The organism is Salmonella sp. SSDFZ69, assembly GCF_004010755.1.
In the GTDB taxonomy this organism is placed as follows: Bacteria; Pseudomonadota; Gammaproteobacteria; order Enterobacterales; family Enterobacteriaceae; genus Salmonella; species Salmonella enterica.
The window spans coordinates 517,239-532,079 of record NZ_CP034831.1 but is presented as its reverse complement, the minus strand read 5'-3'; the positions used below and the strand labels follow the sequence as shown (position 1 = coordinate 532,079).

Below are 14,841 nucleotides of genomic sequence, written 5' to 3'. Positions count from 1 at the left end.
TTAGATGTCAAGAACTTGCGGTTGCTGTGCCGCGTGGTTGTGCTCGTTGCCCGCGTAAACTTTCAGTTTACGGAACATAGCACGACCCAGCGGGCCTTTTGGCAGCATGCCTTTAACCGCGATTTCAATCACACGCTCAGGACGGCGGGCAATCATCTCTTCAAAGGTCGCTTGTTTGATACCACCGATGTGGCCGGTGTGGTGATAGTACACTTTGTCAGTACGCTTGTTGCCGGTTACAGCAACTTTGTCAGCGTTCAGAACGATGATGTAATCACCGGTATCTACGTGCGGAGTGTATTCCGCTTTGTGCTTACCGCGCAGGCGACGAGCCAGTTCAGTAGCCAGACGGCCCAGAGTTTTACCGGTCGCGTCAACAACATACCAGTCGCGTTTTACGGTTTCTGGTTTAGCTGTAAAAGTTTTCATTAAAAGCTTACCCAAATAAATAAGTTACACGTTGGTGAACACCCAAACGTTTTAAATAGTTGAGGTTCACACGACAAAGTCCGGTAAACCTACCCCCTCGGATATGTTTGGCCGGCACAGAGAAAGTTTGGGAAAAAACTCTCTTGTAACGTGGGGTCGCAGGATTATAGAGAAGTCCAGGTCAAAGATCGACCCCTTTTTGCGATTTGCCGCGGGTTTTGTTCAGGCCTGGTTCACCCTCCGGTAGGGGAGGTTGCACAGATATGATACCGCACAATGCCGGGGCGCTGCGCTTGTCCGGCTTACGGCATATGCTCCCGCTTGAGATACTCCGCACTCTGCATCTCTTGCAGGCGCGACAGACAGCGCTGAAATTCAAACTTGAGTCGCTCCCCCTGATAAATCTCATATAACGGCGCGGCGGCGCTGACCACCAGCTTAACGTGGCGCTCGTAAAACTCATCCACCAGCGCAATAAAGCGGCGCGCTTCGTTCTCCATCAGCGGCGTCATGACCGGCACGTCAAACAGCAGAACCGTATGAAATAACCTTGAGAGCGCAATGTAATCATGCTGGCTGCGGGCCTCGACGCACAGCGTAGCGAAAGAGACCGCTAGCGTTTGGTTTTCAACGCCCAGGGTGGATAAAGGGCGATGATTGATTTCCAACGTCGGAGCGTGCTCGCGCGCGGCCCCCGCTAACGCCAGCCACAGTTTATCCATTTGCCGCCGGGTTTCATCATTAAGCGGCGTTAGCCATAAATGGGCCTGCGTCAGCGTCCGTAGCCGGTAATCGACGCCGGCGTCCACATTCATAATGTCGCAGTGCTGTTTAATGGCATCGATAGCCGGCAGGAAGCGGGCGCGTTGCAAACCGTTGCGGTAGAGTTCATCCGGCGGAATATTGGAGGTCGCGACCAGCGTAATGCCGCGTGCAAACAGCGCTTTCATTAAACCACCCAGCAGCATGGCGTCGGTAATATCGGTGACGAAAAACTCATCGAAACACAGTACGTCCGTCTCGGTTTTAAACCGATCGGCAATAATGTCTAACGGATCGATCTGTCCCTGTAACGCGGTAAGCTCTTCATGCACGCGCAGCATAAACCGATGAAAATGCAGGCGTAGTTTTCGCTCGCCCGGCAGGCTGTGGTAGAAGAGATCCATGAGCCAGGTTTTGCCGCGACCCACGCCCCCCCACATATACAGCCCGCGAACCGGTATTTGCGCGTCCGGTTCGTTTTTGCCTAATAATTTCCCCAGTCGCGCTATCAGACCGCCGGGTGGCGTAGCCGACGATTTTTTCGCGGTGAGCGCCTGATAAAGGGTTTCCAGACGGTCGACCGCCTCTTTCTGTACGTCGTCAGGCTGATGGGTGCCTTCGTTGAGTGCCTGGAGATAACGCGATGTAGGGGAAAGGCTTTGCATAATGTTATTGTTATTCCTTGAAAATCGATGTGCCGTCGTTCATGGCTGACGAAAAAAAGGCCGTTCTACACTACGCGATATGCTGTCGGGATTCCACTTCTACGGAATTAGCGGTTATAGTGGCATAATCAGGCGCGGGCATGGAGCCTGGAGCCAACACCCTACGGAAACATAAGACAACGGGAGATGTTCATGACCTGGGAATATGCGCTAATTGGATTAGTCGTCGGTATCATCATTGGTGCCGTGGCCATGCGTTTTGGTAATCGTAAGTTACGTCAACAGCAGGCATTGCAGTACGAACTGGAAAAAAACAAAGCTGAGCTGGAAGAGTACCGTGAAGAGCTGGTTAGCCACTTTGCCCGCAGCGCGGAACTGCTGGATACCATGGCGCATGATTATCGCCAGCTATATCAGCATATGGCGAAAAGCTCCAGCAGCCTGCTGCCGGAAATGTCTGCGGAGTCGAATCCGTTCCGTAACCGTCTGGCGGAGTCTGAGGCGAGCAACGATCAGGCGCCAGTACAAATGCCACGTGATTATTCTGAAGGCGCGTCTGGCCTGTTACGTAGCGGCGCAAAGCGCGATTAATCGCACGCCGTTAAAAAATTTATCGGGCGCATCGCTTGCGCCCTCTCTCTATCTTTCCTGTCCCAGCTATTATCATTGTTACCAGGCTGAAAATTCAATAACATCAATCTGTTTTGAATTGTCTATCCGTTCATTCAAGGTACGAGAGCAGCATCCATGAAAAAACACACCCAGCTGTTAAGTGCATTAGCGTTAAGTGTCGGGTTAACTCTTTCGGCGCCGTTTCCAGCCCTTGCATCGATACCAGGCCAGGTGCCAGGCCAGGCGACGCTGCCAAGCCTTGCCCCTATGCTGGAGAAAGTGCTGCCTGCTGTCGTCAGCGTAAAAGTCGAGGGAACCGCCGCCCAGAGCCAAAAAGTGCCGGAGGAGTTTAAAAAATTCTTTGGCGAGGATCTGCCAGACCAGCCGTCCCAGCCGTTTGAAGGACTCGGTTCGGGGGTGATTATCGATGCCGCGAAAGGCTATGTATTAACCAATAATCATGTGATTAATCAGGCACAGAAGATCAGCATTCAACTGAATGACGGACGCGAATTCGACGCGAAGCTGATCGGCGGCGACGACCAGAGCGATATCGCTCTGTTACAAATTCAGAATCCCAGCAAGTTAACGCAAATTGCCATCGCCGATTCCGACAAACTCCGCGTCGGCGATTTCGCCGTGGCGGTCGGTAATCCGTTTGGCCTTGGGCAAACCGCCACCTCCGGGATTATTTCAGCGCTGGGACGCAGCGGGCTTAATCTGGAAGGGCTTGAGAACTTTATTCAAACCGATGCCTCTATTAACCGCGGCAACTCCGGCGGCGCGCTGCTTAACCTGAACGGCGAGCTGATCGGGATTAATACCGCGATCCTCGCGCCAGGGGGCGGGAGCATCGGCATTGGCTTTGCTATTCCTTCCAATATGGCGCAGACGCTGGCGCAGCAGTTGATTCAGTTCGGCGAAATCAAACGCGGATTGCTGGGAATTAAAGGCACTGAAATGACCGCTGATATCGCTAAGGCATTCAAACTGAACGTTCAGCGTGGCGCTTTTGTCAGCGAGGTTTTACCCAATTCAGGTTCGGCGAAGGCCGGGGTGAAATCCGGAGACGTGATTATCAGTCTTAACGGTAAGCCGCTGAATAGCTTTGCCGAACTGCGTTCACGTATCGCCACCACCGAACCGGGCACGAAAGTGAAGCTGGGCCTGCTGCGCGATGGTAAGCCGCTGGAGGTGGAAGTCACGCTGGATTCCAATACCTCTTCTTCCGCCAGTGCCGAAATGATCGCCCCGGCGTTGCAAGGCGCGACGTTGAGCGACGGCCAGCTGAAAGACGGGACGAAAGGCGTTAAGGTTGATAGCGTCGAAAAAAGCAGTCCTGCCGCGCAGGCTGGTTTGCAAAAAGATGATGTTATCATCGGCGTTAATCGCGATCGCATCAGTTCTATCGCCGAAATGCGCAAAGTGATGGCGGCAAAACCGTCCATCATTGCTCTTCAGGTAGTACGCGGCAACGAGAACATTTATCTATTGCTGCGCTAATCCTGTCTTAAACCGGGCATCAGCCTGCGATGTGATGTCCGGTTAACTCATGGTATGCTGCTGCCGTTCCCTTTTTTAACGACGCCTCCATCATGTTTGTGAAGCTCTTACGTTCGGTCGCAATAGGTTTAATTGTCGGCGCTATTCTGTTGGCCGTCATGCCTTCTTTGCGCAAAATTAATCCTATCACCGTCCCGCAATTCGACAGTACCGATGAGACGCCAGCCAGTTATAATTTTGCGGTTCGCCGCGCCGCGCCTGCCGTCGTCAACGTCTATAACCGCAGTATGAACAGTACCGCGCATAATCAACTGGAGATCCGCACGCTGGGTTCCGGCGTGATCATGGATCAACGCGGTTATATTATTACCAACAAGCACGTGATTAACGATGCCGATCAGATTATCGTCGCGCTACAGGATGGCCGCGTCTTTGAAGCGCTACTGGTTGGCTCCGATTCGCTTACCGACCTGGCGGTGCTGAAGATCAACGCCACTGGCGGGCTGCCTACCATCCCGATTAATACAAAGCGTACACCGCATATTGGCGACGTCGTACTGGCTATCGGCAACCCATATAATCTGGGACAGACCATCACCCAGGGAATCATCAGCGCAACGGGTCGTATCGGCCTGAACCCGACGGGGCGACAGAATTTTCTCCAGACCGACGCCTCGATTAACCACGGTAATTCCGGCGGCGCGCTGGTCAACTCGTTAGGCGAACTGATGGGGATCAACACCCTCTCTTTTGATAAGAGTAACGATGGCGAAACGCCGGAAGGCCTTGGTTTTGCGATTCCCTTCCAGCTAGCCACGAAAATTATGGATAAGCTTATCCGCGACGGTCGCGTGATTCGCGGCTATATCGGTATTGGCGGACGAGAAATCGCGCCGCTGCACGCGCAGCAGGGTAGCGGCATGGACCCGATTCAGGGCATTGTCGTTAATGAAGTGACGCCAAACGGCCCCGCCGCGCTTGCCGGTATTCAGGTTAATGATTTGATTATTTCGGTCAATAATAAACCCGCCGTGTCCGCGCTGGAGACGATGGATCAGGTGGCGGAAATTCGCCCGGGCTCCGTCATTCCGGTCGTGGTAATGCGGGATGATAAGCAGCTCACGTTCCAGGTGACGGTGCAGGAATACCCGGCGTCGAACTAAAACGACGCGGCTTTTGCCCGCGTCGTTCGACGACTAGTCAATAAAGACTGGCCCTGCCGGAAAATGCGCCAGGAAACTCGTGAAGATCAGCAGAGCGGGGAGACTTTTCTCCCCGACGGCCTCTTCACGCAGCGCCTTATCGAGTGCCAATAAGCCAGACTCGCCCCCTTCCCCCAGAATGCCGCCCATCCAGAGCAGTCGTTGCGCCTGTTGACGCGCATACTGCGATGCGCTTTTCCAGGCAACCAGATGCAGCAACGTTTGTAACAGCAGGATCCGAGACGCGTGACCATCGCGTTGTAATCGCCTGAATACGGGTAATGCAATACTACGTACCGTCGAGAAACCGCTCGCCGCCTCCTCCTCAATCGGCGATAAACCAACAGCCGCCTGTTTGACGAAATCGCATAACTGATTGTGTGTTAATGGCCGCTCGCCTGCGCTCATATACCCTGCGGCAAAACAGAGTAACCCGATACCCTGAGCCCAATCGGTCGATGGCAGAATCCCCTGCAGAACATGCGGTGCCGACGTCTGTGCGGCACAAAGCCCCTCGTCGTAACACTGTGCAAAACGTTGCTCATATATTGCTGAGTTGACGCCGGACCACGGCAGCAAATGCAGCGCTGGCTCCAGCTCAGTTATCTGATTCACCGTCTCAACAACATAATGCAAGATGGTTTCTCTGGATGGCATGGATGTACCTTGCCGAAACGCAACCATTTCACTCATTACTGTGTCCTCATTTTGCGGGAGCAGAATCACTGCTCCCGATTAGATTGGATTACATTGCCAGCACGTACTTCAGCATCACGCCCGCCGCAATGGCCGAACCGATAACCCCCGCCACGTTCGGGCCCATCGCGTGCATCAGCAGGAAGTTCTGCGGGTCCGACTCCAGGCCCACCTTGTTCGATACGCGGGCCGCCATCGGCACCGCCGACACGCCGGCGGAGCCAATCAGCGGGTTGATTTTGTTCTTACTGCACAGGTTCAGCAGCTTCGCCATCAGCACCCCGGCCGCCGTCCCAATCCCGAACGCAATCACACCCAGCAGCAGAATGCCCAGAGTCTGCGGCTGCAGGAACTTATCCGCGACCAGCTTCGCGCCCACCGACAGCCCGAGGAAAATGGTCACGATATTAATCAGCCCGTTCTGTACCGTGTCGCTCAGACGCTCCACCACGCCGCTTTCGCGCATCAGGTTGCCAAAGCAGAACATCCCCAGCAGCGGCGCGGCGTCCGGCAGCAGCAGGGCCACCAGTAGTAACAGCACCACCGGGAACAGAATCTTCTCCCGCTTGCTCACCGTGCGCAGCTGCACCATGCGGATTTTCCGCTCCTTCTCCGTGGTCAGCGCCTTCATAATCGGCGGCTGGATTAACGGCACCAGCGCCATATACGAGTACGCCGCCACCGCGATGGCTCCCAGCAGCTCCGGCGCCAGCTTGCCCGACAGGTAAATCGCCGTCGGGCCGTCCGCGCCGCCGATGATGCCGATGGCCGCCGCCTGCGGCAGGGTGAAGGAAATCAGGCCGAAGTAGTTCAGCGTCAGCGCCCCGAGCACCGTGGCGAAGATACCGAACTGCGCCGCCGCCCCCAGCAGCAGGGTGCGCGGATTCGCCAGCAGCGGGCCGAAGTCGGTCATCGCGCCCACGCCCATAAAGATGACCAGCGGCGCGACACCGGAGCCAATCGCCACTTTATAGAACAGCGCCAGCACCCCCGGCGTGTAGCCCATGTCCACCGCCAGGTTCTCCATCTGTCCCTGCATCGACGGCAGCGCCAGCGCTAATGCCTCTTTAATGGCGTGCACGTCCGGCGCGCAGTTGAGCTTCGCGGCAATCACCGCCAGCTGCCCGGCGTCGTGATGCGCCAGCAGGCTTTCCAGCGCGGTCAGCGCCATGCCCGCTTCCGGGATGTTGGAGAGCAGCCCGCCGAAGCCAATCGGCAGCAGCAGTAACGGCTCGAACTTTTTCGCAATCGCCAGCCACAGCAGCAGCAGGCTCACCAGCAGCATGATGGCCTGGCCTGCGCCAAGGTGCATCAGCCCCATGCCCTGAAGCAGGGCGTTCAGACTTTCCATTTCAGTTCTCCGTTACGCCAGCGTCATCAGGGTGTCGCCCACGGAGACGGCGTCCCCGGACTTCACCGCGATACCGCGTACCGTCCCGGCCTGCGCGGCGCGGATTTCGGTTTCCATCTTCATGGCTTCCAGAATCAGCAGCACGTCGCCTTCGGCCACCGTCTGGCCCTCGGTGGCAATCACCTTCCAGATATTGCCCGCCAGCGGCGCGGTGACCGGTGTGCCGGCGCCCGCCGGAGCAACCGGGGATGCCGCCAGAACCGGCGCAGACGAAGCCGCCGTCAGCTGGCTGATATCGCCGCCGTCGCTGACTTTGACCACAAAGGCTTTGCCCTCCACTTCCACGGTGTAGATACCGGAGGCGGCAGGCTTCTCTGCTTTTGCCACCGGCTGCGCGGCTTCCGCCTGCGGCAGTGGCTCAAACGCCGCCGGGTTGTGGCGGTTCTCAAGGAATTTGAGGCCGATTTGCGGGAACAGCGCCACGGTGAGCACGTCGTCGATGGCGTTTCCCGCAAGCTGGATGCCCTTCTCCTGCGCCTGGCGCCTGACGTCCGCTTCCAGTTCAGCCAGTTCCGGTTTGAGTAAATCCGCCGGACGGCAGGTCACCGGGGCGCCCCCTTCCAGCACGCGGGCCTGTAACGCGGCGTTCACCGGCACCGGGGTGTGGCCGTATTCGCCTTTCAGAATGCCGGCCGTTTCTTTGGCAATGGTCTTGTAGCGTTCGCCCGTCAGCACGTTGAGCACCGCCTGGGTGCCGACAATCTGCGAGGTGGGGGTCACCAGCGGGATGAAGCCGAGGTCCTCGCGCACGCGGGGGATTTCCGCCAGCACCTGGTCGAGTTTGTCCGCCGCGTTCTGCTGCTTCAGCTGGCTTTCGAGGTTGGTGAGCATTCCGCCCGGTACCTGGGCCACCAGAATACGGCTGTCGTAGCCCTTCAGCTGGCCTTCAAAGGCGTGATACTTTTTGCGCACCTCGCGGAAGTACGCGGCGATATTTTCCAGCTTCAGGATATCCAGCCCGGTGTCGTGCGCAGTACCTGCCAACGTCGCCACCAGCGCTTCGGTGGCCGGGTGGCCGTAGGTGGCGCTCATGGACGAAATCGCCGTGTCCACGCCGTCAACACCCGCCTCGATAGCCTTCAGCAGCGCCATCTCCGCCATCCCGGTGGTGGCGTGACAGTGCAGGTGCAGGCGCACCTCAAAACGTTTTTTGATTTCGCTGACCAGCTCATACGCCGCCATCGGTGTAAGAATGCCGGACATATCCTTGATGGCAATCGAGTCAACGCCGGTTTCCAGCAGTTGCTCCGTTAAATCCAGCCAGGTCTGCAGGGTGTGGGCCGGGCTGGTGGTGTAGGAGAGTGTGCCCTGGGCGTGCGCGCCGTGGCTGCGCACCGCCTGTAATGCGGCTTTCATATTGCGCGGGTCGTTCATGGCGTCGAAGACGCGGAAGACGTCCATGCCGTTTTTCACCGCGCGTTCGACGAAGCGCTCCACCACATCATCGGCGTAGTGGCGGTAGCCGAGCAGGTTCTGGCCGCGCAGCAGCATCTGCAGGGGGGTCTTCGGCATGGCCTTTTTCAGCTCGCGCAGGCGGACCCACGGGTCTTCGCCGAGGAAGCGGATGCAGGCGTCAAAGGTGGCGCCGCCCCAGCATTCGAGGGAGCCGTAGCCCACGTCATCGAGCGCGGCGGCAATCGGCAGCATATCGTCAAGGCGCAGGCGGGTGGCGAACAGGGACTGGTGGGCGTCGCGCAGGACGACGTCGGTAATGGCAACGGTCATGGATTCCTCCGTGAATTAAGGGTTAAGGCGGCGATGGTGGTGGATAGCGGCGGCAATCACCGGCTTTAAGCGGGCGAAGTCGTCCGCGGGCGCGGCGGCAGGTGCCGCCTTCGGTACCGGGACCGGTTCAGGGAAGAAGCGGTTGACGGCGGCGGACATGCCCTGAATGGCGAAAATCAGCAGGAACAGAAACGCCAGCACGAACCCCATGCCGAGGAACATCAGGGTGAAGCCTTCACCTAATAGCAGAGCTGCATTAGTCATAAAATAGCCTTCAGGCAGGAGGCACGATAATGGGGCTATTTATGACGATGAAATAATAAGGGTGGATTTCCCTGAGCCGCCCCCGGCCAGAGCCCTTGGTTATTATTATCGTCATAACGTATTACCACCATTATCGTGCAATTTACGTAATCAGGTTTATTTGATGAAACTTACGTTCTGGCATATTTCATCAGCGACGATCTCTTTACGCTGATTAAAAATAATTTTGTTCTGTTCAAACAGATTATTTCCATGGGTATCAATAGAAACAATCAGCGGGCCAAACTCTTTAACCCGACAGACCCACAGCGTTTCCGGCATCCCCAGATCGCGCCATTGGGCATCTTCAATTTCTTCCACGCACACGGCGGCTACAACCGCACAACCGGCAGGGAATACGCAGTGCAGCGCTTTGTGTTCAGCACAGCCCTCTTCGGTACCTTTACCCATACCGCCTTTACCAACAATTAATTTCACGCCGGTTTGCGCAATAAACTCTTTTTCGAATTTCTCCATACGCATGCTGGTGGTTGGTCCAACGGAGACCATTTCAAACTTATCGTCTTCGCCTTTAATTGGGCGGACAATGGGGCCAGCGTGTAAAATAGCGCCGCCGCGAACATCTACCGGAAGTTCGCGACCACCTTCAATTAAACGGCGATGGGCTACGTCACGGCAGGTAACAATATGACCGTTGAGATAAATAATATCGCCAGCCTTAATATCCGCTAAATCTTCATCTTTAATTGGCGTAGTCAGGATTTTTTTAGTCATCAGAAATTCACTCCGCTGTGAGACGTAATGGTGTAATTCAAATCTTTATCGAAAACGATATGCCCTTTACGGTGCGACCAGCAGCCGACGTTTACCGCCACGCCGATGGTAGAAGGATGACGCGCGGTGTTTTCAATGTTCACGCCCATAACGGAGGTATTACCGGACATCCCCTGCGGCCCCAGGCCAATTTTGTTAATGCCGTCTTCCAGCATTTTTTCCAGCGAGGCTGCACGCTCATTCTCGTTATGCGAACCGATCGGACGCATCAGCGCTTTTTTCGATAGCAGTGCCGCCGTTTCAACAGAGGTCGCTACGCCCACGCCAACCAGCAGCGGCGGACACGCGTTGAGGCCGTAGCTGGTCATCACATCCAGTACAAAGCGGGTCACACCTTCATAGCCTGCACCCGGCATCAGCACCATCGCTTTCCCCGGCAGAGAACAACCACCGCCTGCCATATAGGTATAAATGCTGCACTGGTCGGAATTGGGAACGATCTCCCAGAAGACCGTCGGCGTACCTTTACCCACGTTTTTACCGGTGTTGTATTCATCAAAAGTTTCTACGCTGTTGTGGCGCAGCGGAGAATCTACAGTTGCTTTGATCACCGCCTCACGCAACAACGCTTCCAGCTCGCCAATCAGCGGAAAGTTCGTCCCGCACTCCACCAGAAACTGAATGACACCGGTGTCCTGGCAGGAAGGTCGATCCAGCTCTTTCGCCAGACGCTGGTTCTCAACCATGGTAGTAAAGATGACGTCGGCCAGTTTACTGGTCTCTTTCTTATGCAAATCTTCCAGTTTTGCAGTGACATCATCAGGCAAAACTTTGCCGGTATATCCCACAAACTTGGCCATAACGTCGGTCATATGGGATATCTGTTCACTTTTACTCATAAATGCTCCTTAGTCAGAACAGCTTCCGTTAATTACGGATGAAAAGGGAAAAGGATTGGCAGCAGGATCAAGCTGACAATGGTTGAAACGATAATCAGGGGGATACCGGCCTTAGCGTAGTCGACAAATTTATAGCCACCCGCGGAGAGCACCATCATGTTGGCAGGCATACCGATAGGGGTTGCGTAGGCGCAGGAACCGCCAATGACCGTCGCCATCAGAACCGCACGCGGGTCGGCCCCCATGCCTGCGGCAATCGACAGACTTACCGGCACCAGCAGCGCGGTCGTGGCGGTATTAGACATAAAGTTGGTCATCACAACGGATAAGGCGAAAACGGCGATCAGCAACATGAACGGTGAGGAGTTTTGCCCCAGCATGCCGATTACATAGTCCGCAACCAGCTTGCCTGCCCCGGTCATTTCCAGCGCTTTTGCCAGCGCCAGTGTGCCGCCAAAGATAAAAATAGTCTGTGAATCAATGGCTTTATAGGCCTGTTTTTCCGTGAGTACGCCGCTTACTACCAGCACAAGAGCGCCAATACAACCGGTCACGGCCAGGCTGACACCGATCTTCTTCTCAAAGATCATGCCGAGGATCGTTGCGATCAACACCACGAGTGAGAGCCGTTGTTTCCACTGTGGAACATGGCTGTAGTCACGTTGCTCCCCGACGCTCCCCACCTCACCGCCGGTCGCATTATTCGGCAGAAAGCGATAGCCAATAGTCAGGAAGTAGAGAATGCCGCAGATGAGCATCGGGAGACCGATTTTTGCGTATTCAAAAAAGCCAAAGCCGCCGCCAATATTCTGTAGCGCAGACTGCGCGATAAGATTTCCCGGCGCGCCAATTAACGACAGGTTACCGCCCAACGCAGCGGCGAAAACCAGCGGCATCAGTAGACGAGAACGCGAGAAGCCCGATTTTGCCGCCACGCCGATCACCACCGGAATCAAAACCGCAGCGGTACCGGTGTTAGAGAGGACGCCAGACATCAAACCCACCACCACCATAATGGTGAAGATCAGCTGTTTTTCTGTTTTCGCGAAGCGCGTGATGACGCCGCCCACTTTGTTTGCCATACCGGTCTCGAACAACGCGCCGCCCACGATGAACATCGCGACAAAGAGGATGACGTTAGTGTCGATAAAGCCAGCAAAGGCCTGTTTGATATTCAGAACTCCGGTGATCACTAAGGCCACGCAGACAATCATGGAAGTGACGGCCAGTGGCACTTTTTCCCATACAAACATGACGATAGCGAACACCAATAAACATAAGGTAAGGGTAATGGGTTCCATATTTATAATTATCCAATCAATGATATATGATATTGTATCCAATGTTGACAGGGAGAAATTATTCCCATACAAAAACTAAGTCAAATCGTTTCTCAGGAAAGATGCAGGAGTGGGATCTACATCAAGATCGTGGTTAGATCGTTACTGGACGTGATTAATAGAATTGAAGAATTGGTTGAAGCGCCTGCGATGCTCACGCAGGCGAAAAGATCAGGCAGAAGGGTCACCAACATAGCGGGTCAGCATATTCTCCATTGAGCGAATAATGTGTTCGCGCATGCGCTGGCGTGCCAATGTTTCATCATGAAGTTCAAGAGCTTGCAGAATACTTTTATGTTCCTGAATGGAAATCACGGCATACTCTTCTTCGGTGACCTTATGGCCCATCGACAGGCCGTTCCACATATTACAGAGCAACATTTTCATTTTTTCGTTGCCAGCAACATTCCATATTTCCATATGAAATGCCTGATTCAGGTCGGAGTATTCCGCCGAGTTATTTTCCGCGAGAGCCTTTTCAGCGGCATAATGCACCTGGGCTATCCGCGAGATATCGGTGCCAGGACGAGAAGCTTTAGCCACCGCCTCACTTTCTAACAGCGCGCGAATTTCATAGTGTTCACGGATCGTTTGTTCATTGATGCCCAACACCACCGCCCCTTTATTAGGGCGCACTTTTATCAGCCCATCCGCCGCCAGAATCTGAAACGCCTCGCGCACTGGCATACTGGACACGCCGACCATTCCGGCAATGCCTTCTAACGTAATCTCCTGCCCTTCCACTAACTCCCTCGAAAGAATCGCTTTACGCAGCACTGCCGCGACCTGTTCTTTCGCTGAAAGAAGCTTAATCTTCCCTAACTTAGGCTTCTGCACTTTCCCAATCCTTCATATGTTGACGCATTATTTCTGCTAAAGAGAGGAAATAACGCTGCATAACTTGCCCAATCTCATCACGCCGCCCCTGGCGTATGACGTCAGCCAGTTCAGCGAAAAGCTGCGCCGACTCCTGATTATCTTTTTTCAGATGCAAAATAACATAAGAGACATAACCGTCCAGGAACTGCTGATACACCTTTTCCAGATAGCGGTTATTCACATAAGAAATCAGCATCGCATGACACTCCAGTTCGCAGGATTTATCTTCTGCGACAGCCAGCGCTTGCGCACGTATCAGGAGGGCATCGCCTACTTCGCTGGGTATCAGCGAAAACATTTCGGCGGCCATCGCGGCAATTACGCGAAAAATATGACTCACGCGATCGGCCTCAAGATGCGCGACCTGCATGTGCCTGTTGGGCAGTCGGATTAAAAAACCTTCCTGTTCGAGTGACTGTAGCGCTTCTCGAACCGGCATTCGTGAAAGACCGAGCTGCTCCGCAATACTTTCCTGCGCGAGTTCTTCTCCCGCTTTTATATTGCCGGAAAGAATTTCATAGCGAAGCATTTGCGTAATGTGATCGCGGGTTTGCGTTCTTTGGATCTTTTTCACGACGTTCTCGTTAATAACCGATAAGACGTGAGGAGTTTAGCAGATTTAGTACTTGATTTCGTGGCTTGTTTACAGTCAAAGAAGCCGGAGCAAAAGCCCCGGCATCGGGCAGGAACAGCTTATTTATTAATAAAATCTTCACCCAACTGAATATCTTTTTTCAGCGTATCCAGCATAGCGTCCAGCGAATTTTGCTCGAAAGCGCTCAGTGTGCCGATGGATTTACGCTCTTCTACACCGTTTTTACCCAGCAGCAGCGGCTGAGAGAAGAAACGGGCATACTGACCGTCGCCTTCCACATAGGCGCATTCCACCACGCCTTTTTCGCCCTGCAGAGCGCGAACCAGAGAAAGACCGAAACGTGCGGCAGCCTGACCCATAGAGAGGGTTGCCGATCCGCCGCCGGCTTTCGCCTCGACGACTTCAGTACCGGCGTTCTGAATACGTTTAGTCAGCTCGGCCGCTTCTTGTTCGGTAAAACTTACGCCTGGAATCTGCGACAGCAGCGGCAGAATCGTCACGCCGGAGTGTCCGCCAATCACCGGAACTTCAACTTCCGTTGGCAGCTTACCTTTCAGCTCTGCAACAAAGGTATTAGAGCGGATGATATCCAGCGTGGTGACGCCAAACAGTTTGTTTTTGTCGTATACGCCTGCTTTTTTCAGCACTTCCGCCGCAATCGCAACGGTGGTGTTCACCGGGTTGGTGATAATGCCCACGCACGCTTTCGGGCAGGTTTTAGCGATCTGCTGCACCAGGTTTTTCACGATGCCAGCGTTAACGTTAAACAGGTCGGAACGGTCCATACCCGGCTTACGCGCCACACCCGCAGAAATCAGTACTACGTCAGCGCCTTCAAGCGCCGGGGTTGCGTCTTCACCGGAGAAACCTTTGATTTTTACAGCGGTGGGGATGTGGCTCAAATCAACGGCCACACCGGGAGTCACTGGAGCGATGTCGTACAGGGAGAGTTCTGAACCTGAAGGCAGTTGGTTTTTTAAAAGTAATGCCAGCGCCTGACCGATACCACCAGCAGCGCCGAGGACTGCGACTTTCATCCTAAACTCCTTATTATATGATTAGCTAAGTGTCTATTGCTCCGCGGC

The 14,841-nt window shown here is 54.7% G+C and carries 15 protein-coding genes; 3 read left to right on the top strand and 12 right to left on the bottom strand.

Annotated features, from left to right (window positions below; all coding sequences use genetic code 11):
* Together rplM and zapE are read right to left on the bottom strand one after the other, a co-directional pair.
* Entirely contained in the window at window positions 1–429 is a 429-nt protein-coding gene (gene rplM, locus EOS98_RS02560; RefSeq protein WP_000847559.1) for a 50S ribosomal protein L13, read from the bottom strand.
* 302 nt (window positions 430–731) lie between these two features.
* A complete protein-coding gene (gene zapE / locus EOS98_RS02555; RefSeq protein WP_001191220.1) occupies window positions 732–1,856 on the bottom strand; it encodes a cell division protein ZapE in 1,125 nt (374 codons plus the stop codon).
* Between the two features lie 192 nt (window positions 1,857–2,048).
* Between zapE and zapG the strand changes: the two genes are divergently transcribed.
* From zapG to degS, 3 genes are all read left to right on the top strand, one after another.
* Window positions 2,049–2,447 carry a Z-ring associated protein ZapG gene (gene zapG, locus EOS98_RS02550; RefSeq protein ID WP_001519074.1) on the top strand — a complete coding sequence of 133 codons (399 nt, stop codon included), beginning with the start codon at window positions 2,049–2,051 and terminating at the stop codon, window positions 2,445–2,447.
* 156 nt (window positions 2,448–2,603) lie between these two features.
* Window positions 2,604–3,971, top strand: a complete 1,368-nt coding sequence (degQ, locus tag EOS98_RS02545) for a serine endoprotease DegQ (RefSeq protein ID WP_000716690.1) — start codon at window positions 2,604–2,606, stop codon at window positions 3,969–3,971.
* A gap of 92 nt (window positions 3,972–4,063) precedes the next feature.
* Window positions 4,064–5,134, top strand: coding sequence for an outer membrane-stress sensor serine endopeptidase DegS (gene degS, locus EOS98_RS02540; RefSeq protein WP_000497707.1), 1,071 nt, complete (start codon window positions 4,064–4,066; stop codon window positions 5,132–5,134).
* A 33-nt stretch (window positions 5,135–5,167) separates the two neighbouring features.
* Here degS and EOS98_RS02535 read toward each other — a convergent pair whose 3' ends face one another.
* From EOS98_RS02535 to mdh, 10 genes are all read right to left on the bottom strand, one after another.
* Window positions 5,168–5,899, bottom strand: a complete 732-nt coding sequence (locus EOS98_RS02535; protein WP_164550763.1) for a triphosphoribosyl-dephospho-CoA synthase — start codon at window positions 5,897–5,899, stop codon at window positions 5,168–5,170.
* A gap of 19 nt (window positions 5,900–5,918) precedes the next feature.
* Window positions 5,919–7,220: an oxalacetate decarboxylase subunit beta gene (locus EOS98_RS02530; RefSeq protein ID WP_126523805.1), complete on the bottom strand. Its 1,302-nt coding sequence runs from the start codon at window positions 7,218–7,220 to the stop codon at window positions 5,919–5,921.
* A 12-nt stretch (window positions 7,221–7,232) separates the two neighbouring features.
* Window positions 7,233–9,005 (bottom strand): sodium-extruding oxaloacetate decarboxylase subunit alpha, encoded by a 1,773-nt coding sequence (oadA, locus tag EOS98_RS02525; RefSeq protein WP_126523804.1) that lies wholly within the window; start codon window positions 9,003–9,005, stop codon window positions 7,233–7,235.
* Window positions 9,006–9,020: 15 nt separating this feature from the next.
* Complete coding sequence (locus tag EOS98_RS02520; protein ID WP_023181655.1) at window positions 9,021–9,269, bottom strand: oxaloacetate decarboxylase subunit gamma; 249 nt, start codon at window positions 9,267–9,269, stop codon at window positions 9,021–9,023.
* Window positions 9,270–9,425: 156 nt separating this feature from the next.
* Entirely contained in the window at window positions 9,426–10,043 is a 618-nt protein-coding gene (ttdB, locus tag EOS98_RS02515) for a L(+)-tartrate dehydratase subunit beta (protein ID WP_000162405.1), read from the bottom strand.
* Window positions 10,043–10,942: a L(+)-tartrate dehydratase subunit alpha gene (gene ttdA / locus EOS98_RS02510; RefSeq protein WP_021000824.1), complete on the bottom strand. Its 900-nt coding sequence runs from the start codon at window positions 10,940–10,942 to the stop codon at window positions 10,043–10,045. The genes ttdB and ttdA overlap by 1 nt, the downstream gene beginning before the upstream one ends.
* Window positions 10,943–10,974: 32 nt before the next feature.
* The gene (locus EOS98_RS02505; RefSeq protein WP_000433390.1) at window positions 10,975–12,243 is read right to left on the bottom strand and encodes an SLC13 family permease; all 1,269 of its coding nucleotides are present in this window, start codon (window positions 12,241–12,243) and stop codon (window positions 10,975–10,977) included.
* A gap of 210 nt (window positions 12,244–12,453) precedes the next feature.
* On the bottom strand, window positions 12,454–13,119 hold the full coding sequence (locus EOS98_RS02500; RefSeq protein WP_001171581.1) for a GntR family transcriptional regulator: 666 nt from the start codon (window positions 13,117–13,119) through the stop codon (window positions 12,454–12,456).
* Complete coding sequence (locus EOS98_RS02495) at window positions 13,106–13,735, bottom strand: GntR family transcriptional regulator (protein WP_000723776.1); 630 nt, start codon at window positions 13,733–13,735, stop codon at window positions 13,106–13,108. The genes EOS98_RS02500 and EOS98_RS02495 overlap by 14 nt, the downstream gene beginning before the upstream one ends.
* A gap of 119 nt (window positions 13,736–13,854) precedes the next feature.
* Entirely contained in the window at window positions 13,855–14,793 is a 939-nt protein-coding gene (mdh, locus tag EOS98_RS02490; RefSeq protein ID WP_079942526.1) for a malate dehydrogenase, read from the bottom strand.
* Between the last annotated feature and the right edge of the window lie 48 nt (window positions 14,794–14,841).